The organism is Brevibacterium sp. FAM 24630, assembly GCF_049804075.1.
GTDB lineage: Bacteria > Actinomycetota > Actinomycetes > Actinomycetales > Brevibacteriaceae > Brevibacterium.
This window is the reverse complement of sequence record NZ_JBNBZD010000010.1, coordinates 23,648-42,737: the sequence shown is the minus strand read 5'-3', so window position 1 is coordinate 42,737 and position 19,090 is coordinate 23,648. Positions and strand designations below refer to the sequence as shown.

General features: G+C 64.4%; 16 protein-coding genes and 3 riboswitches. Of the genes, 10 read left to right on the top strand and 6 right to left on the bottom strand.

Annotation, left to right across the window (positions count from 1 at the left end; all coding sequences use genetic code 11):
- The first annotated feature begins 37 nt into the window (after positions 1-37).
- Positions 38-658, top strand: coding sequence for an alpha/beta fold hydrolase (locus tag ACPUD7_RS09420; protein WP_425119746.1), 621 nt, complete (start codon positions 38-40; stop codon positions 656-658).
- Here the strand turns inward: ACPUD7_RS09420 and ACPUD7_RS09415 are convergent.
- Positions 627-1,937 carry an ISL3 family transposase gene (locus ACPUD7_RS09415; protein WP_425119745.1) on the bottom strand — a complete coding sequence of 437 codons (1,311 nt, stop codon included), beginning with the start codon at positions 1,935-1,937 and terminating at the stop codon, positions 627-629. The two genes, ACPUD7_RS09420 and ACPUD7_RS09415, sit on opposite strands and share 32 nt — an antisense overlap.
- A 672-nt stretch (positions 1,938-2,609) precedes the next feature.
- A complete protein-coding gene (locus ACPUD7_RS09410; RefSeq protein ID WP_135541542.1) occupies positions 2,610-3,053 on the bottom strand; it encodes an NUDIX hydrolase in 444 nt (147 codons plus the stop codon).
- A riboswitch (TPP riboswitch) is annotated at positions 3,044-3,142 on the bottom strand. (Overlaps the previous gene by 10 nt.)
- A gap of 436 nt (positions 3,143-3,578) precedes the next feature.
- A riboswitch (TPP riboswitch) is annotated at positions 3,579-3,674 on the top strand.
- 88 nt (positions 3,675-3,762) lie between these two features.
- Between ACPUD7_RS09410 and thiM the strand changes: the two genes are divergently transcribed.
- The 5 genes from thiM to ACPUD7_RS09385 are packed head-to-tail and all read left to right on the top strand — an operon-like array spanning position 3,763 to position 7,860.
- Entirely contained in the window at positions 3,763-4,587 is an 825-nt protein-coding gene (thiM, locus tag ACPUD7_RS09405) for a hydroxyethylthiazole kinase (protein WP_425119744.1), read from the top strand.
- A complete protein-coding gene (gene thiE, locus ACPUD7_RS09400) occupies positions 4,584-5,219 on the top strand; it encodes a thiamine phosphate synthase (RefSeq protein ID WP_205683375.1) in 636 nt (211 codons plus the stop codon). Before thiM ends, thiE begins: the two co-directional genes overlap by 4 nt.
- A 55-nt stretch (positions 5,220-5,274) precedes the next feature.
- A complete protein-coding gene (locus tag ACPUD7_RS09395; RefSeq protein ID WP_135541538.1) occupies positions 5,275-6,318 on the top strand; it encodes an ABC transporter substrate-binding protein in 1,044 nt (347 codons plus the stop codon).
- Between the two features lie 2 nt (positions 6,319-6,320).
- Positions 6,321-7,100, top strand: a complete 780-nt coding sequence (locus tag ACPUD7_RS09390; protein ID WP_240689998.1) for an ABC transporter permease — start codon at positions 6,321-6,323, stop codon at positions 7,098-7,100.
- Positions 7,090-7,860 (top strand): ABC transporter ATP-binding protein, encoded by a 771-nt coding sequence (locus ACPUD7_RS09385; RefSeq protein WP_135541534.1) that lies wholly within the window; start codon positions 7,090-7,092, stop codon positions 7,858-7,860. The genes ACPUD7_RS09390 and ACPUD7_RS09385 overlap by 11 nt, the downstream gene beginning before the upstream one ends.
- Here ACPUD7_RS09385 and tenA read toward each other — a convergent pair whose 3' ends face one another.
- From tenA to ACPUD7_RS09365, 4 genes are all read right to left on the bottom strand, one after another.
- Positions 7,861-8,520, bottom strand: a complete 660-nt coding sequence (gene tenA / locus ACPUD7_RS09380; RefSeq protein ID WP_135541532.1) for a thiaminase II — start codon at positions 8,518-8,520, stop codon at positions 7,861-7,863.
- Positions 8,517-9,179, bottom strand: a complete 663-nt coding sequence (locus tag ACPUD7_RS09375; protein WP_135541530.1) for a TenA family protein — start codon at positions 9,177-9,179, stop codon at positions 8,517-8,519. Before ACPUD7_RS09375 ends, tenA begins: the two co-directional genes overlap by 4 nt.
- Positions 9,176-10,000, bottom strand: coding sequence for a bifunctional hydroxymethylpyrimidine kinase/phosphomethylpyrimidine kinase (gene thiD / locus ACPUD7_RS09370; protein WP_425119743.1), 825 nt, complete (start codon positions 9,998-10,000; stop codon positions 9,176-9,178). The genes ACPUD7_RS09375 and thiD overlap by 4 nt, the downstream gene beginning before the upstream one ends.
- Positions 10,001-10,076: 76 nt before the next feature.
- Positions 10,077-10,168: riboswitch (TPP riboswitch) on the bottom strand.
- Between the two features lie 186 nt (positions 10,169-10,354).
- Positions 10,355-11,242, bottom strand: coding sequence for a LysR family transcriptional regulator (locus tag ACPUD7_RS09365; RefSeq protein WP_425119742.1), 888 nt, complete (start codon positions 11,240-11,242; stop codon positions 10,355-10,357).
- Positions 11,243-11,320: 78 nt separating this feature from the next.
- Here ACPUD7_RS09365 and ACPUD7_RS09360 point away from each other — a divergent pair, with 78 nt between their 5' ends.
- The 4 genes from ACPUD7_RS09360 (at position 11,321) to ACPUD7_RS09345 (ending at position 19,090) form a co-directional block, all read left to right on the top strand.
- Positions 11,321-12,283, top strand: coding sequence for a DMT family transporter (locus ACPUD7_RS09360; RefSeq protein WP_425119741.1), 963 nt, complete (start codon positions 11,321-11,323; stop codon positions 12,281-12,283).
- Between the two features lie 85 nt (positions 12,284-12,368).
- A complete protein-coding gene (mobF, locus tag ACPUD7_RS09355; RefSeq protein WP_167854467.1) occupies positions 12,369-15,926 on the top strand; it encodes a MobF family relaxase in 3,558 nt (1,185 codons plus the stop codon).
- Between the two features lie 162 nt (positions 15,927-16,088).
- Positions 16,089-16,973 carry a HamA C-terminal domain-containing protein gene (locus tag ACPUD7_RS09350; RefSeq protein ID WP_135541526.1) on the top strand — a complete coding sequence of 295 codons (885 nt, stop codon included), beginning with the start codon at positions 16,089-16,091 and terminating at the stop codon, positions 16,971-16,973.
- The gene (locus ACPUD7_RS09345; protein WP_425119740.1) at positions 16,949-19,090 is read left to right on the top strand and encodes a DEAD/DEAH box helicase; all 2,142 of its coding nucleotides are present in this window, start codon (positions 16,949-16,951) and stop codon (positions 19,088-19,090) included. The genes ACPUD7_RS09350 and ACPUD7_RS09345 overlap by 25 nt, the downstream gene beginning before the upstream one ends.

Genomic DNA, 19,090 nt, shown 5'->3' with positions numbered 1-19,090 from the left:
CTATGAGCTAACCCTTTTATGCGGTTAGTATCGAATTGTGATTGATGTTCTGAGCTTGCCTTCGATTCGCCTGCACTACACGCTGTCAGGGAACACTGACCCGAATGCTCCGACGGTCGTGCTCCTGCATGGCTGGCCGCAAACCTCAGCCTGCTGGGATCAGCTCACCCCGCTCCTGCCAGACGCCTATCGGGTCATCGCCCCCGATCTGCGCAGCTACGGGCTCAGCGACAAGCCCCAGGGCGGGTACTCCAAACGTCGCATGGCTGCCGACATCGTGGAACTTCTCGACGCACTCGACGTCGAACGTTCCCATGTGGTCGGCCACGACCGTGGGGCACGAGTAGCGCACAGGTTCGCGCTCGACCAGGCTGACCGGATCAGGACGCTCGCGGTCTTGGATGTCGTGCCCACGCATGCGATGTTCCAATCCGATACCGCGACGGCGGCCGGATTTTTCCACTGGCTCTTCCATATGCAGCACGACCTCCCCGAGGCAATGACATCTGGTCGGGAAGAAGAGTATCTTCGCTATTTATTCCATCGATGGACACTGCGGCGCGACCGTCTCGAACCGATGATCGGTCACTACATCGAGTCCTTCAAGCAACCGGGCGCAATGCGGCTCATCGCATCCGAGGGTGTAGCTGGTTTCTGAAGCCTCCTGATTCGAGGAGGCTGCGGGCGATGTAGTTGGTGAGGTTGCGGAAGCCGAGGGCCGAACCGCGTAGGTGCTCGAGTCGGCCGTTGATCGCCTCGGTGGGCCCGTTGCTGGTGCCGGGGCGATCGAAGAACGCCAGGATGTCGTCGGCGCGTTTGGTCAGCGTCCGGCCGAGCTTTCCCAGCTCGACGAGGGTGTCTGGGACCGTTGCTCTGAGGGCTGCGATGACCTGCTCCATCATCGTTCTGGCTCTGGTCCGGTCGGGTTCTCGATAGGCGGCGATCATGGCCTGGTAGATCTCCCAGGTCGCCTCGACCGCAGCGTGCGGGTGGTGGGTGAACAGGGCGCTGAGGCGTTCGCATTGCCGCTCGGTCAGCAGCTTGGTCCCGGTGTGGAGGGTGCGGCGGGACTTGTAGAGAGGGTCGTCTTTGCGGCCGCGACGCTTGTGGAGCTTCTGCTGGATCCGGCGTCGGCAGTCGTCCAGAGCGTCTCCGGCCAGGCGGACGACGTGGAAGGGATCCATGACTGCGACCGCTCCGGGGAGGACCTCGCTGGTGGCCGTCTTGAACCCTGTGAACCCATCCATCGCGACGACCTCGATGCAGTTCTTCCACGCCTCGGGGCGGGCCTCCAGCCAGGCCTTGAACGCCGCCTTGGAACGGCCCTCGACCATGTCCAGCAACTTCGCCGGCCCGGTCTTGTCCCTGGTGGGGGTGAGGTCGATGATCACGGTGACGTACTTGTCGCCGCGGCGGGTGTGGCGCCAGACGTGTTCGTCGACGCCGATCACGCGGACTCCGTCGAAGCGGGCCGGGTCATCGATCAGCAGCCGCTTCCCCTCGGCGAGAACGGCGTCGTTAGCGGTATGCCAGGCCACGCCCAGCCCGGCGGCGACCCGCGCGATCGAGAGGTGGTCGATGACCAGGGCTTCCAGCGCCCACCGGATCCCGCCTCGGGAGAGCTTCGCCCGCTCTGCGGCCGCCGCGGTGGTGTCTTCGCGCCAGTGGCATCCGCAATGGTCACACCGGTAGCGGCGAATCCGCACCAGCAACGTCGTGGGCCTGTGACCGAACGGCTCATGCGCCAGAGACCTGGTGATGGAGCCCCGCGAGGTCGACCGCGCTCCGCAGGCCCTGCACCACGGATCCTCCTCGGCGAGCCGGCACTCCAGCACCGCCCGCGCGGCAGTGAGCCTCTGGCCGACCACGACCAGGCCAAGCTCCTCGAGGCGGGCGAAGGTCGTCAGGTCGGGGTCATCGAAGGTAGCGTTGAGCATGTCGAGGTCTTCCAGATGGTGAGTGTCAGAACTTCCATCTTCGGGAGACCTCGACGTCTATCCCGGCACCGACGCGCCCACCCCGCGTTCCGCATCCACCCCCTCAGCTGCGAAGAGCCGTCAAAGGTAGCGTTGGGCATGTCGAGGTCTTCCAGATGGCGAGCGTCAGAACTTCCATCATCGGGAGACCTCGACGTCTATCCCCGCACCGACGCGCCCACCCCACACCCCGCGACTACCCCCTCAACTGCGAAGAGCCCGCAATGCATGCGGGATTCGAGGACTACCGAGCGACCTGGGAAGACCTCGATCACGATGAACACGACCATCAGGTGGGGTACCGGGTCACCGTTCCCACGTTGGCCCTTTGGGGAGATCACGGGCTCGCGGCCCAAGCTCCAGTGCTGAGTAAGTGGAGAGACTACGTCGAAGAAACCCGAGATAGCACGTCTCTCCTTGAAGGTGGCATCATCGAGAACTGCGGGCATTTCGTACCGGAAGAACGCCCTGAATCTCTCGCTATGCGACTGCGAGACTTCTGGGATCGTCACGAAACGATCAACTGACAGAACCCGCATTGTGTCGCACTGCATCTACCAGGAACCCCGTGCGGTTCCAAAAGTAGTTGTCCTCTTTCCGTCGTTCGGTATCATTCAAACGTATTGAGATAGTTCAAGAGCTTTGCGCGAGCCGGAAGGCAGTCTCGGCAACTTCGCGCACATCAAGACTGAGTGCAAGGTCTCCGTGTTCGAGGTCTTCGATTGAAAACCAGCGTGCTTCCAGCGCGTCATCAGCTGCCACGGGTACCCCGGTTCGCCAGTCGCACCGCACCGCGACGAGGACGAAGTGCTGGAGGAGGGTGCCGGAGTCGTCGTGATGGAAGGCATCGACAGCGGTGAACACCTCGCGTGCCTCACCGTGCACGCCGGTTTCCTCATGCAACTCGCGTAGGGCGGCTTGCTGAATTGTTTCGCCGGTTTCGATTTTCCCCCCAGGGAAGCCCCACCGCCCGACATCTGGCGGGTTCGCGCGACGCACCAGCAGCACGTCGCCGCCACGGATGACTGCTGCGATCGTCGCGACGATCGGACGGGACGGAGAGGTGGAAGCACTCACTTGGACATTCCTTCGCTAGTTCGAACTAGAGCAGGTTCGACGGGTGTGATCTCAGCCGCAGATCCCGTGCAGCACCCCGTGTCACGTCACACCAGTCTACCGAGGATTTGTGCTGCTCATCGGTCGCTGGCTCTTTGCGAGGGAACGTTTATCCGAGGTCTTGCGTTCACTCCCGCCGCTTTTTTCGTGTACTGACGGAGGTGCGGGTTCCGTGCAGCAGGAGTGGAGGGCGCCGATGCCGCCGGCCGATCTCACCCGGAGCCCCTCAGAGGCTGGTAGTCCTCAGCGTCTCCGTGCTCCTGCCGACCGCATGGTTTTGTACCAGGATGGGGCCGTGGTCGGCTGCCCGTGTTGGTATTTGATCTTTCTATATGGTCCCTGACACCGTGGGCTGCACCGATCTGGTTCAGTGTCGGCGAATCACCGTCGACAGCCCCCGCCAGGATCTGCCGTGCTCCTGACCATCGGCGGCCCTAGCGTTCCACGGGAGTGCTCCCAGTTGTGGCCGAATGCGTTAGGGTAGTGGGCAGTGACACGGGGTGCCGCACCCAGCGGCTGAGATCACACCCGTCGAACCTGCTCTAGTTCGTACTGGCGAAGGGAATGTCCGGATGACTTCAGCGCGTTCGAGATACCGATCCAGGTGTCCGCTTTCGGCGTGCCGTCATGGTGATCGACTTTCTTTCGCAGTGGAAGAAAGCGAGAGTTCATGTCTGTCTCATCATCCGCGGTTCTGCTCGGTGAGCTGAGGGCGCAGACCCCGTTGGTGCAGTGCATCACTAACTCGGTGGTCACGAACTTCACCGCGAACACCTTGCTGGCCATCGGCGCGGCACCGGCGATGGTCGACATCGTCGGCGAGGCCGGACCGTTCGCCCGTGTCGCCGGGGGCCTGTTGGTGAATCTGGGAACGCCGATCCCGGAGCAGCGTGCGGCGTCCGAGGAAGCGGTCGCCGTGGCGAACGATGCGGGCACGCCGTGGGTGCTCGATCCGGTCGCGATCGGGTCGCTGCCCATCCGGACAGCTCTCGCCGAGAAGCTCGCCGCCCAGCACCCGTTCGCGATCCGGGGCAACGCCTCCGAGATCCTCGCGCTCGCGGGGGCCGGAACGGGTGGCAAGGGCGTCGAAAGTGCGGATGAGACCGAGGCGGCCGCACCGATCGCGATGCGGTTGGCGAGAGACCTGCGCACAGTCGTGGCGGTGTCTGGGCCGGTGGATCTGGTCACCGACGGTGAGCGCATCCTCCGGGTTTCAAACGGCGATCTGCTGCTGACGAAGATCACCGGCGGTGGGTGCGCGCTGGGTGCGCTGATCGCGGCATTCGCTGCCATCCGTGGTGAGTTCTCACCGGTCGAGGCGGTGGCTGCTGCGCATGTCGTGTACGGGATCGCCGCTGAGCGGGCCGCTGCAGAGACGGCGGGGCCCGGGTCGTTCGCTGCCCGTCTGCTCGACGCGCTGTACGCGATCAGCGCAGCGGAGGTGAGCGCGTCGGAGCAGGTGCGCGCCGAGACGGCGCCGGGCGGTGGGGCGTGAACCTCGGCATCTACCTGGTGACCGATCGTGCGCTCTGCGGTGAACGGGGCGTGGCGGAGACCGTGCGGGCAGCCGTCGATGGCGGGGTGCGCACCGTACAGCTGCGCGACAAGCATGCCGGCTTCGATGCACATCTGCGTGAGCTCGAACGTCTGGCGGAAGCGATCCAGGGCCGCGCGCTGCTGCTGGTCAACGACCGGCTCGATGTCGCGATAGCAGCGAGAGAACGCGGCATCCCGGTCGACGGGGTGCATCTTGGGCAGGGTGACCCCGCCGTGCGATCGGCGCGCGACGAGTTCGGCCCCGATGCCGTGATCGGCCTGACAGCGAACAGTGACGAGCACCTCGCAGCGGTGACGCATTTACCCGAAGGCACTGTGGACTACCTCGGCATCGGCGTGATCCGCCCCACGGCCACCAAGCCGGACCATCCTCCGGCGCTGGGGTTCGACGGCTTTCGACGCCTGGCGGCCGCGGCGTCGGTGCCCTCGGTCGCGATCGGCGGCATCGGTATAGACGATATCGCCCGGCTGCGCGACGACGGCGCCGCAGGGGCTGCCATCGTCTCCGCGATCTGCGCCGCCGAAGACCCCAAGGCGACCGCGCGCCGATTCGTGCGGGCCTGGGGCTGAGCACGAACCGCCCCTGATTCCCAAACCTCATTCCCCGAACAGAACATGGAGAACCGTGACCATCTCACCCAGATTCCGACGCGCATTGACCGCAGCCAGCGCAATCGCGCTCACCACCGTCGTCCTCACCGGCTGCGCCGGCACCGACAACGATGCCCCGGCCGATGATCAGCGCACGACCGTGCGTTTCGCGCTCGACTGGACCCCGAACGTGAACCATACTGGCCTGTACGTGGCCCTGCACGAGGGGTACTTCGAAGACGCCGGCATCGATGTCGAGATCCTGCCGTTCAACAACAGCAACCCCGAGGTGCTCGTCGACGCTGGTCAGGCGGAGTTCGGTATCAGCTTCCAGGACACCGCCTCCATGTCGATCGCCTCCGGCGCCGACCTCACATCGGTGCTCGCCGTGCAGCAGACGTGGGCGACCGAGGTCGCTGTGCTCGGCGACCGCGACGACATCACTAGCCCCGCAGACCTCGACGGTCTCGTCTTCGGCGGCTTCGACAACCCCGCCGAAACGATCACCATGCAGGGTGTCGTGCAGGCCGCAGGCGGTCAAGGCGACTTCGAGACTGTCGTGCTCGGCACGAGCGCATACGAGGCGCTCTATTCGGGGGACGTGGACTTCACCGTTCCGTTCGTCGCGGTGGAGGGCGTCGAGGCTGAGCAGCGCGGGATCGAGCTGAAGAACTTCGCCTACACCGACTACGGGTTCCCCGACGCCTATCAGGTGATCGTCGTCGGCAACGGTACTTGGCTCGAGGAGAACCCCGATGTGGCGCGCGACTTCGTGCAGGCGCTGGCCCGAGGATATGAGGACTCGATCGCCGATCCGGAGGCGACGGCGGAGATCCTGCAGGAGGAGAACTCCGGTCTGCTCACCGAGCTGGACCTGCTGGTCGCAGGGCAGCAGATGCTCTCCGAAGGCTACATGCTCGATGAGAACGGCGACTTCGGCCTGCAGACCGAGGAGCACTGGAGCGAGCTGGGCGAGTTCCTCTTCGATACAGGGCTGCTCACCGACCGCGACGGGAAGCCGCTCGACGAGCAGCCGGACTGGTCGGAGTTCTTCACGAACGAGTACCTGCAGGACTGATCGTGCGGGCGCGCTCCTGGGCGAACCTGTGGGTGCCGCTCGTCTTCCTCACCGTGCTCGTCGCAGTGTGGGAGGCGGCCGTGCACCTGACCGGGGCGCGCCCGCAGGTGCTCCCCGCCCCGTCCCGTGTCGCGGAGTCGGGATGGGAGCACCGCGCCGCGATCGTCGATCACGCCGCGGCCACGCTCAGCGTGACAGCGGTCGGCTTCGGCGTCTCCCTGGTGTGCGCATGGATAATCGCGATCGCCATCGACTTCTCACCGCTCATGCGCCGAGGCCTCATCCCTCTGCTGGTCGCCTCGCAGACCATCCCTGTCATCGCGATCGCGCCGCTCATGATCATCTGGTTCGGATTCGGGCTGCTACCGAAGATCCTCGTGGTCGCCCTCGTCACCTTCTTCCCGATCACGATCGGCCTCGTCGAAGGCTTCGCACACACAGACCGGGAAGCCTCCGCACTGCTGCGCAGCATGGGGGCGGGGAGGATCCGCGAGTTCTTGCTCGTCAGGCTCCCCTCGGCACTCCCATTGTTCTTCACCTCGCTCAGAATCGGGATCACCTACGCGGTGATCGGGGCGATCTTCGCCGAATACGTCGGCGCGAAAGAAGGGCTTGGAATCTACATGAGCGTGCAGAAGAACGCGTTCCGCACCGACCTCGTGCTCGCCGCAGTCGCCGTCACGGCACTCGTCAGCATCACCCTCTACCTCTCCACCTACCTCATCGAACGGCTCGTCATCCCCTGGCACCTGAAGGAAAGGAGGGCGGCGAATGAGCGCTGAAACCGCGCCCCGCCTCGAACTCGACGAGATCACCCGCGAGTTCCAACTGCGACGCGGTCAGACCCGTCGTGTGCTCGACGCCGTCTCGCTCCACGTGTCACCAGGCGAGCTCGTCTCGATCATCGGGCCGTCCGGGTGCGGCAAGAGCACCCTGTTCAACATCATCGCCGGCCTCGACCAGGCCACTTCGGGTAGCATCCGAGTCGACGGACGAGAAGCGGCTGGATCCTGCAACCACGCCGCCTACATGCCCCAGAAGGATCTCCTCTTTCCCTGGCGCAGCATCGCCGAGAACGCCGCACTCGGCCTCGAAGTGCAAGGGATCAAGCGCCGTGCTGCTCAGCAACAGGTACGCGAGTGGTTCCCTCGCTTCGGCCTCTCGGGGTTCGAGGATGCTCTGCCGTTCGAACTGTCCGGCGGGATGCGGCAGCGCGCGGCGCTGCTGCGCACCGTGGTGCAGCAACAGCAGACCCTGCTGCTCGACGAACCCTTCGGTGCGCTCGATGCGCTCACCAAGCAGGAGCTGCAGGCCTGGCTGCAGCAGGTCTGGATCGAGCACGACTGGACCGCCCTGCTCATCACACACGACGTTCGCGAGGCGATCCTGCTCTCCGACCGCGTCGTCGTACTCACCCCACGCCCAGCCTCCGTGCGCATGGTGATCGATGTCGCACTTCCCAGGCCGCGTGGCATCGAGACCATCGCTCACCCCGAGTTCGCGCGGCTCGAACGCACACTGCTCGAAGCCCTGAGCAGCTGATCAGGCGGCGGAGTCGAGTGCCTGCTGCCAGAAATCGGCCTCCAGCCGGGTGGCGGCGCGGAACACCTGCACAAGCGCCTCGAACCGCTGTTCGGTGACCTCGCCGCCGGTCAACGCGTCAAGGCGTTGGATCGCAGCCGTTGCGGCTCCCTGGAACTCGGGACCGGCGTACTCGGCGATCCACTCCGCGTACGGGTGACCCTCGCGGGCCCGGCGCGCCGGATCGAGAGCGACGCCGATCTCGCCGTAACCGATCGTGCAAGGGGAGAGTGCGACGTGCAGGTCCAGCAGGTCGCCCGACATGCCGGTGTCCAGCACGTAGCGGGTGTAGGCGACCGTCGCCTGCTTCTCAGGCGCCGCATCGAGCTCGTCTTCCGGGATGCCCCACCTCGCGGTGAGGCGACAGTGCAGCTCGGTCTCGTGCAGGATCGCGCGCAGCGCTCCGCTCGCGTCTGTGATGTCGGCGAGGCTGCGACTCTTGTACGCGGCCAACGCGTTCGCGCGGGCGAACTGCACGAGAAACAGGTAATCCTGCACCAGGTAGTCCTGGAACACGGGCAGCGGCAGGGTGCCCTCGCTGAGCTTCTGTACGAACTCGTGCTCGGTGTAGGTCCGCCACTCGGGGCCGATCGCGGTCTTCAGGTCTGCGAAGAGGGTCATCGGGCTACTCCTTCCAACGGGTGGGTATAGCTGGCGTCGAAGAACTCCAGCTCGATCGCGACGGCCCGCGCGAAGAAGTCCTCGGCAAGCGCCTGCTGCGCGGGGCCGACCCGGTCGAGCTCGGCGCGGAGGAAGGCGACGAGGTCGTGGAACCCGGGGTAGTCGTGGAGCGTGATCCAGTCGGCATGCACGAAGCTCTCCGGCAGCGCTTCAGGCGCGTTCGTGGCCCAGTCGAGGTACAGCCATTCAGTGACGAGCAGCACCGCAAGAATCACCGCGTACTCGCGGGTCTCGGCCGCCTCGCGGAACAGCGCCGTGAACGCGGTGGTCGCCTCCGTGTCGGGGATCAGCTCACGCTGCTCTTCGGTCACGCCGAGCGCGTCGAAGGCGCGCAGGAAGTAGGTGCTCTCGTCGCCCGCGACTTCGCCGATGAAGCGGGCCAGCCTCAGCCGCGGCTCGAGCGCGTCGGCGCTCGCGACCGCAGAGCCGAGCAGTACCAGGAAGCCGTCGAGGAAGCGATAGTCCTGCACGAGGTAGCCAGCCATCACGGCGTCGTCGATGCTGCCGTCGAACAGTTCGCGCACGAAGCGGTGCGAGACCGCCCGCTCCCAGGTGTCTCGGTTCTGATCGCGCAGCGCGTCGGTGAATCTCTCGGTCATCGTTCTCCTCCTCGGTCAAGTGCGTCGCCCCAGAGGGCGTGGAAGTGGTGGACGGGGCCGTGACCGGAGCCGACCTCCAGGTCTCCGGCGCGGAGAAGCGCCTCGGTGAGGTACTCCTTTGCGTGTTGCACCGCCACGGGCACGGCCTGGCCCGGGAGGAGGGCGGCGAGCGCGGCCGACAGGGTGCAGCCGGTGCCGTGATTGTTCACGGTGTCGATGCGCGGTGCGGTCAGCTCGATGGTCTCGGCACCGGTGAGGATGTCGATGCTCTCGCCGCTGCCGAGGTGACCGCCCTTCAGCAGCACCCAGCCGGCTCCGAGGCCACGCAGCTCATCCAGCGCCGCCCGCATCCCTGCGAGGTCGCCGATCTCGGTGTCGCGTCCGAGCAGGACCGAGGCCTCGGGGAGGTTCGGGGTGATCACGGTGGATCGCGGCACCAGTCGCTCGCGGATCGTGTCGACGGCGTCCTGCTCGAGGAGATGATCTCCGCTCTTGGCGACCATCACTGGGTCGAGCACCACCGGGCACTTCGTGTAGCGGTCCAGACTCTCGGCGATCGCCTCGGCGATAGCGGCGTTGGCGACCATCCCGATCTTCACTGCGTCTACGCGCACGTCCTCGAACACCGCGGCGATCTGTTCCGCAACGAATCCCGGCTCCAGAGCGACGAAGCCCTGCACACCCTGTGTATTCTGAGCAACGACGGCCGTGATCACGCTCATCCCGTAAGCGCCCTGCGCGGAGAAAGCCTTCAGATCGGCTTGGATCCCCGCGCCCCCGGTGGGGTCAGTGCCCGCGATGGTCAATACGTTCGGAATCAAAGTCCCGTCTCCATCTCTCGCTCGTGTCGAGCCTGGAAACGGGAGTGCGCGCCAGCACCCGCAAGTGTGCCTGCATAACGTCGTTCATCGACATCCCTCCGCGAGTCCGAACTCGATCAGGTTCCCGGGTGTGATCTCAGCCCGCGTCGGGCACCCCGTGTCTACACATCCACCATAGCCAAAAATCATCGTCGAGGGGCGAACGCGGCGCGGAACTACTCCGCTCAGACGTGCGAACGCCGTGACCGACGGCTGTCAATACCGTTACGTTGACGAGGTGCTACGCAGAGTAACGCACGCCGTGGGGGCGCAAAAGTAGTCGCGTCTTGATCGGCTAGTTTCTGCGGCTTAAGCCTACTCGTGCGACGTGGCCGTGAGGTGTGCGACGAGGGTGTCAACTGGGCGTGGCGGGGTCTTGTCGCTGGTCAGGAGCAGGATGTCGCGGTGCATCTCGGTGCTCAGCCGGCGGTAGACGATCCCGGCATCGTCGGGTTGGCGTGCGGAGGCAGGTACGCAGGCGATGGCAAGGCCCGCGTTCACGAGTGCGAGCTGGGTGGAGTGATCGGCGACGTAGTGCCGGATATCGAGTTCGATCCCGGTCGCGCGTGCCAGCTGGGTGAGGGCCAGGTGCCCGTCAGAATCGCGCGCGCAGGTGGCCCAGACCTCATCGGCCAGGTCCGTGAGGTCGAGCACTGCGTTCTCCCGCAGCGGGTGGGTTCCGGGCAGCGCGATCCACACGGGTTCGCTGGCCACCAGGCGGGAGGCGACGCCGAAGGGCAGCCGGAGCGGTGACGGGCTCCAGGATTCGGCGAACACCAGGTCGAGGCGACCATCGATGAGGCGATCCAGGTGCCCGGTCGTTTCGCCGTCTTCGATGCGCAGCTCCACGCGCGGGTGGCAACGCTGAAACGCGGGGAGGCGTGCGGTGAGAGCGGTGCGGATGATCGAGGCGAGCGCGCCGATGCAGATGCGACCGACCAGTTCGTCGCCGTGGTGCAGATCCTTCTCCGCCTGCGTCATGAGTTCGGCGACGCGGCCGGCGTAGTCGGCCAGCACGCGCCCCTCGCTCGTCAGGCGCACCCCGCGACCATCGGGGATGACCACGCGGATGCCGGCTTCGGCCTCGATCCGCCGCAGCTGCTGCGACACGGCTGGGCCAGTCATGTGCAGCAGCGCGGCTGCCCGCGTCACCGATCCGGCCCGCGCGACCGCATCCAGTACCCGCAGTCGGTTCCATTCCACACTCATACGTCATGCTTACCACTACTTGGTAGATATCAGAAGTAGTGCTTACCGGTGTGCGATGTATAACGTCGGGGTGTGATCAACACCCACCAGGCTGGAAGCCCAATCTCCGCGGTCGGGTCGGCGGGCGTGCTCGCCGGAGCGCTGTGCCTGTCGGTCTCGGCGATCCTGGTCAAGCTCGCCGGTGTGGACGCCGCGACGACCGCCATGCTGCGCTGCGCGATCGCCGTGCTCGTTCTCGTTCCCCTGGCGCGTGCCGAACGTAACCGGCGTGGCGGTCTGTCGTGGCGGGGCATCGGTTGGGCGACCGCGGCCGGGATCGCGCTCGGGGTCGACTACGCCGCCTGGACCGCCGCGATCTATCAGGTCGGTGCCGGGATCAGCACCGTCCTGATCAACGTCCAGGTGATCGTGCTCCCGCTGCTGGCGCTGGCCGTCGACCGAGAACCGATCACGACGCAGTTCCTCGTGGCCCTGCCACTGATGCTGCTGGGGATCAGTCTCGTCGGCGGCCTGTGGGACACCGCCACACTGGGCGGAAACGCTGTCACAGGAACAGTCCTGGGCCTGCTCGCCGGAGTCGGGTACGGAACCTACCTGTTCCTCACCCGCCGAGCCACCCGGCAGGAACCGGGCCGCCTGATCCAGCCGCTGGCCTGGGCGACCGCCTCCGCCGCGATGACCACGACGCTCATCGCCCCGTTCTCCGGCGGGCTGCACCTGACCAGCATCAGCGCCTCATCCTGGACGCTGCTGGTCGCTCTCGCCCTCCTCGGGCAGGTCATCGCCTGGCTGCTGATCCACCACGGCAGCATCCGCCTCGCCCCCACCACCACCGCAACACTCCTGCTGACCCAACCGGTGCTCGCGCTCGGCCTCGCCGCTGTGACCCTCGCTGAGTACCCCACAGCGCTCCAACTCACGGGGGCTGGAATCGTCGTCGCCGCCGTCGCGATAGCAAACGGCCTCCACCGCAGACTCCGACACCGCCGAAAGCAGACACCAGACCCCACGACACCCAGCACCCCATCCAGCTGATCCTCACCCCACCAGCATGAGAGAAGAACGCCGCTCGGACATTGTCACCGTTCTGCATGGTGACTGCGCGGTTCACCTGATCTGCATGACGGTCTCGATGCGGGTGATGAGTGCGGGTGACGGGTACAAGTACCTGCTTCGCACGATCGCTGCCGCCGACGGCGATCGCTCCCTCTCGACCCCGCTGACCAGGTACTACACGGAGGAGGGAACACCACCGGGCACTTGGATGGGGTCGGCTCTGCACGGCCTCGGCGACGGGCAGATCGTTCACGGCGATGAGGTCTCAGAGTCGCAGTTGCAGTTGCTGATCGGCATGGGCCGCGACCCCGTCAGCGGCGACCCGCTCGGGCGGGCCTTCCCACGGTACGTCTCGGTCGCGGAACGGATCGAGCAGCGCGTCGCGGACCTCGACCCTGGCCTGGGGATGGGTGAGCGTGCCGAGCAGATCAGCCAGATCGAGGCCGAGGAGATCGAGCGGGGCAACCGCCGTTCGGTTGCGGGCTTCGACTACACGTTTTCGGTGCCGAAGTCCGTTTCGGTGCTGTGGGGCGTGGCCGACGCCGGCACGCAGGCCCTGATCGCTCAGGCGCATCACGACGCGGTCGCCGAGGTCGTGGACTTCATGGAGCGCGAGGTCGCCGCGACCCGCACCGGCTACACCGCCGCCGATGGCGCGGTCGCCCAGGTCGACGTGACCGGCCTGATCGCCACGGCCTTCGATCACTACGACAGCCGCTCCGGGGACCCGCAGCTGCACACCCACGTCGTGATCTCCAACAAGGTCCAGACCGCGTTGGACGGACGCTGGCGGTCGCTGGACGGGCGGCCCATGCATGCGGCGGTGGTCGCGCTCTCGGAGCATTACAACGCGGTTCTGGCCGACCGCCTCACCGGCACGCTCGGCGTGGAGTGGGAGGCGCGGGATCGGGGCCGGGACCGTAACCCGGCGTGGGAGATCACCGGGGTCAGCGAGGAGCTGATCGAGGAGTTCTCCTCCCGCGCCCGCGATATCGATGCCGAGGCCGACCGGCTCATCGCCGCCTACACCGCCGAGCACGGTCGCCGGCCCTCGGCGCGGACGATCGTGCGCCTGCGCGCCCAGGCCACCCTCGCCACCCGCCCCGAGAAGCAGGTCCACTCCCTGGCCGACCTGACGAGCGGCTGGCGCGAGCGGGCCGGCCGTCTACTGGGTGAGGACGCGACCGGCTGGGCCGGTGGTCTCCTCGCCACGGCGCAGCAGGTGCGGCCGTTGCGGACTGATGATGTGCCGTTAGAGGTGATCGCCAAGCTCGGCGCCTCGGTGGTCGAGGTTGTGGGCGAGAAGCGCTCGACCTGGCGGCGATGGAACCTCCACGCCGAGGCAAGCCGACAGTCGATAGAATGGCGGTTCGCGACCGCGAGCGACCGGGAGGCCACCGTGGGGATGATCGCCGATGCCGCCGAGCAGGCCTCACTGCGGCTGACGCCGCCCGAGCTCGCTACCAGCCCGGCCGCTTTCCGCCGCCCAGACGGCACCAGCGTGTTCCGGCGCCGCCACTCGACCGTGTTCTCCTCCACGGTGCTGCTGAAGGCCGAAGACCGTCTCCTGGAACGCTCCCGCACCCTGACCGGCCCGATGGTCGAGGTCGAGACGGTCGAGAAGATCACCGCGAAGCCCGACCGGGAAGGGCACCTGCTCGGCGACGACCAAGCGGCAGCGCTCACCCAGATCGCAGTCTCCGGCCGGGTTCTCGACGTGTTGGTCGGCCCGGCCGGTGCCGGGAAGACCACCGCCATGGCAGCGCTGCGCCAGGCATGGGAGAAGCAGCACGGGAAGGGCTCGGTGGTCGGGCTTGCGCCGTCGGCGGTGGCCGCGCAAGTTCTCGGTGAGGATCTCGGGATCGCGACCGAGAACACGGCGAAATGGTGGCAGAACCATCTGACCCAGGGCACCACGTTCGAGGAAGGTCAGCTCGTCATCATCGACGAGGCTTCCCTTGCCGGCACCCTGTCGCTGGATCGCATCACCGCCCTGGCGGCCGGCGCGGGTGCGAAGGTGCTGCTGGTCGGCGACTACGGGCAGCTCCAGTCGGTCGATGCGGGCGGGAGTTTCGGGATGCTCGTGGCCGACCGCGACGACGCTCCCGAGCTCGTGGACGTGCACCGCTTCGTCCACGAATGGGAGAAGACCGCCTCCCTCGATCTGCGCCACGGCCGCACCCGCGTGATCGACACCTACGCAGGTCACGGCCGCATCAGCGATGGTGACGCCGAGGACATGATCGACGCCGCCTACACCGCCTGGCGTGCCGACCGCGACGCCGGACGGGCGTCGGTGCTGATCGCCGAGACCCGCGATGACGTGACCGCGCTGAACGCGAGGGCCCGTGCCGACCTGATCCTGGACGGCACGATCCGCCCCACCAGAGAGGTCGCGCTGGCCGAGCGCACGTCCGCAGGGGTCGGGGACACGATCATCACCCGCCGCAACGACCGGCGCCTGCGCACCGGCACAGGCCGGGGGTGGGTGCGCAACGGCGAACGGTGGCAGGTCACTGACGTGCGCGATGATGGGTCGATCACGATCCGCAAGCCCGGCCGAAGGTTCGGGTCGATCGTGCTGCCGGCCGACTACGTGGCCGAGCACGTGGATCTGGGATACGCCGTCACTGCGCATAGGGCGCAGGGCATCACGGTCGATGCCGCACATGTGCTGGTCGAGCCGTCCTCGACCCGTGAGAACGTCTACGTCGCGATGACCCGCGGCCGCGAGTCCAACCACGCCTACGTCGTCCTCGACCGCCCCGACGACCACGCCGCACCGCACCCCTCGGACAACGAGGAAGCCACCGGCCGCTCGGTCCTCTACGGAGTGCTGCAGCACTCGGGAGCCGAGCTCTCCGCGCACGAGACGATCACCGCCGAGCAGGACCAGTGGGGCTCGATCGCTCAGCTCGCCGCCGAGTACGAAACCATCGCCGCAGCCGCCCAACACGACCGCTGGGCCGCCCTCATCCGCGACTCAGGCCTGACCGAAGAGCAGGCCGACGCCACGCTGGGCTCGGTCGCGTTCGGAGCGCTGACTGCCGAGCTGCGCCGCGCCGAGGCCAACCACCACGACGTCGATACACTCTTCCCGCGCCTGGTGGCTGCTCGCGGCTTCGATGACGCCGAGGACATCGCCAAGGTCATGCACTACCGTCTCGCACGCGCCACCGCCCAGCCGGCCGGGTCGGGGCGCACGAGGAAGACCCCGCGGCTGATCGCCGGCCTCATCCCGCACGTGCAGGGCCCGATCGCGGCAGACATGCTCCAGGCCTTGACCGAGCGACGAGAGCTGATCGAGACCCGCGCCGACGCGATCCTCGACACCGCCCGCCAGACCGGCGAACCGTGGACCCAGCCGCTCGGTGACCCGCCGTCCGGTGACCGCGAACAGGCACGCTGGCGACGTGACGCCCGGACCATCGCGGCCTACCGCGACCGCTACCAAATCAGCGACGACACCCCACTCGGCCCGGCACCCCAGAGCGCGGCGCAGAAGATTGACCGCGCCCGCGCAGCGGCAGCCATACGTCGGGTAGCTGCGGATACTCCTCAGACCGGAGACTCTGTCGCCCAACGTTCTGTCAGCGTCAGGAGGCAAGAACGATCCCTGTGACATCTGGTGACACTCACGCCAGAGGACCTCTTGGCTACAGCCGAAGAGGATAGGATGTGACTCAACCGCATGGCTGCGGCACGCGTAGCTATGACAGCAACTTCGACCTCATGGGCACCTCCGTTGAGCGTCTTCAGCTATCCACGGAGGTAACTGTCGGCAATGGCTACGAAGCTCCCAGTTCCTGAGACGATCCTTGAACTCGTCGTAGATCACACCGACAGTCTCTTACCATCTGCAACGTTTTGCGCCGGTTTCGAAGATGGAACATGGCGCTCCGATGACCTCAGCGTCGACCTGATCAATTGGGCAGCCGATTGGATTCTTCCTACGCAAGAACTGGAAGGGTACAACCACGCTACTGGCACAGCACTGCTCGGGAAGGCTCTCAGTCGTGTTTACGCCACCATCGACTTTGAGAGAAGAGGAGAAATTGGTGAACTCCTCCTTCACATGATTCTGCGCAAGTTCTATGGAAGTTCGCGACTTATATCCCGGATCTACTTCAAAGACGCTGCCAACGACACTGTCAAAGGTTTCGACTGTGCCCACATTGTCGATACAGGAGCCTCCGGGGAACTAGAACTCTGGCTTGGCGAATCGAAGCTCTATAAGGACAGCTACGGTGCAGCCAGCGCAATATATGATGAGCTGAAGCTACATCTCAGTCGCGACTACCTGCGGTACGAATTTGCCGCCATAACCGACAAGATTCCTGACGACTATCCTCACCGGGACATGATCACCGCGCTGTTGTCTCGAAAGACCTCGTTGGACAGAACATTCAAGAGTGTCGTAGTTCCTATCTTCATTTCCTATGACAGCGAAGCTGCGGGCAGGCACAAGGAGAGCACTGAGGAGTACCTCGCTGATCTACGAACCGAGGTCATGAACAACTGGAAGAGTCTGCGAGACAGGTACGAGAACTGGACACTTCCTCGTCAGATCAGGGCACACGTGTTTTTCTTCCCAATGGACACCAAGGCCGAACTCACGTCCGCTTTCGATGGGAGGTTGAAAGCATGGCAGGCTCTCACGCAGAACTGACATCTCTGCTACGCGGTGAGGTTGACGACGAGTTTGAGATCCTATCCGATATTACTGCTTTCACTTCAATTAATGGCATCGGATCTGAAAGCACGGATCTTGTAATTCGAGCGCTTGAGAAAATCAGTAGGACGGGACCCGAGGGCGAAATCCTTCGAAGTCTAGCAATGATGCACGGACTGTACCCCTATGCCGTTCAAGGTGCAGACCATGACTCTCTTCGGGATGCGGTCATCATGGAAATGAACCGACCCAACCCAGCCTCTGAGACCGTCTTCCACCGCATTCAGTCTCAAGTATTTCACCGCCTGGTTGAAGGAGAGAATGTAATTCTCTCGGCGCCAACCAGCTTTGGAAAGAGCGTGGTTATAGATGCACTAGTTCAAACTGGCAGGTACAAGAACCTGGTACTCGTGGTTCCTACCATCGCACTTCTGGATGAGACCCGCCGACGCCTCTCCCAATTTCGTGAGTACAAGATTGTCACCCACCCGAACCAGGAGTTGAGTGAACGCAACATCCTGGTCATGACACAGGAGCGGTTGCTCGCGGTTCCTCAACTCCCTGCGGTTGATTTGTTCTTCATTGACGAGTTCTACAAGCTCGCGGAGGAGAGCGAAGGCACTCTAGAACAACGCGCATCAATGTTGAATCAGGCATTCTTGCGACTCGCTAAGACTGGCGCCCAGTTTTACTTTGCGGGTCCAGTCGTGGATGGCCTCGCATCAGTCCTCCCTTCTAACCTTCGTGCTTCTTTCATCAGAACTGATTTCTCCACCGTTGCTGCTGACACCAGAAAAATCAAGGCTTCAAACGACGAAGAACGCCTCGCGATAGTAGCCGAATTGATTGGTTCGTCCTGTGACCCCACGTTGGTATATTGCCAAAGCCCAGCAAAGACGCGAAAGGCTTTGGAAGCGCTGATCGAACAGCGGTCAAGTGGCGCGACCGTTAGTCGGGGCTTACCGGAAGTAGCCGAGTGGATCGAAGAGAACTACCATCCGGATTGGATTGTCTCAAGAGCGCTGCGACGTGGTGTGGGTGTGCATCATGGACGCCTTCCTCGTTGGCGCGCACAAAAGATGGTACAGGGATTCGAAGACGGTGATCTTGACACGCTTGTCTGCACGAACTCTCTGATCGAAGGAGTCAATACCCGAGCAAAACGCATCATAATTCTTGATCGCAAAGTTGCTAATAGGGCATACAACTACTTCACATTCGCTAACATACGTGGCCGTGTTGGCAGAATGTTTAAGCATTTCGTGGGTGAGATCGTACTCTTTCATGATGCCCCGACGAGAGAGTTTCCCGAAATTGACATTCCTGGTGTCAGCCAAAGCGATATTGCCCCGAGTTCACTACTCGTGCAGATCGACGAAGGAGATTGGAGCGACGAGACCAGGGAGCGGGTGTCACCTGTATTAGAAGAGTCGGGCCTTAGCCTGAAGGTTCTGCGCTCGATAAAGGGGGTAGAACCGGAAGCTGCAACCGAGCTTGCGAAGCATATTCGCATGCTGCCCACGTCACGGCTTCAGCCGCTGCAGTGGTCTACTTCCTACCCAAAATGGGCGGAGCTTCGGGCAGTCTGCGAACTGATGTGGAACTACATTCCTCCTTCGTATCATCGTGGGCACGGCGCATACAGCGCGCAGCAACTCGCTTATCAAGTCAATCAAGCATCTCTCGTTGAAGGCCGAATGAAGGACATTATCGCGGGGTTTGTTGAGAACGAGCATGACCAATCTCCCAGCGTTGACGAGAAGATTGAGGCGGCGTTCGATTTCGTGCGGTACTGGCTAGACCACAATTTTCCCACTGCGTTGAGGGCGCTCGATGTAGTCGTGAGCGAGATTCTTGAGGAGCGCGGATTGGAATCTGGGTCATTCGACGGTTTCTCGGCCCGAGTTGAGAGCATGTTCTCCGCTCCGCATCTCACTACGTTGGAAGAGTACGGCCTGCCTCTTGAGATATCGCGACAGTTGGTACGCGGACTTGGGAACTCCCGAAGTCTCGATGAGATGCTTGAAGCAATTCAGGTGTTGCGTGGCACAGAGAGAATACCGCTTACTAGTTTTGAACGTTCGCTTCTCGGAGAAGTAGTGGCAACGATCTAG

What these genes read in the sequence shown, in the direction of transcription:
- ACPUD7_RS09415 (WP_425119745.1), bottom strand. Translation starts at nt 1,937, where the DNA reads ATGCTCAACGCTACCTTCGATGACCCCGACCTGACGACCTTCGCCCGC.
- thiM (WP_425119744.1), top strand. Translation starts at nt 3,763, where the DNA reads ATGTCTGTCTCATCATCCGCGGTTCTGCTCGGTGAGCTGAGGGCGCAG.
- ACPUD7_RS09385 (WP_135541534.1), top strand. Translation starts at nt 7,090, where the DNA reads ATGAGCGCTGAAACCGCGCCCCGCCTCGAACTCGACGAGATCACCCGC.
- tenA (WP_135541532.1), bottom strand. Translation starts at nt 8,520, where the DNA reads ATGACCCTCTTCGCAGACCTGAAGACCGCGATCGGCCCCGAGTGGCGG.
- ACPUD7_RS09375 (WP_135541530.1), bottom strand. Translation starts at nt 9,179, where the DNA reads ATGACCGAGAGATTCACCGACGCGCTGCGCGATCAGAACCGAGACACC.
- mobF (WP_167854467.1), top strand. Translation starts at nt 12,369, where the DNA reads ATGACGGTCTCGATGCGGGTGATGAGTGCGGGTGACGGGTACAAGTAC.
- ACPUD7_RS09350 (WP_135541526.1), top strand. Translation starts at nt 16,089, where the DNA reads ATGGCTACGAAGCTCCCAGTTCCTGAGACGATCCTTGAACTCGTCGTA.
- ACPUD7_RS09345 (WP_425119740.1), top strand. Translation starts at nt 16,949, where the DNA reads ATGGCAGGCTCTCACGCAGAACTGACATCTCTGCTACGCGGTGAGGTT.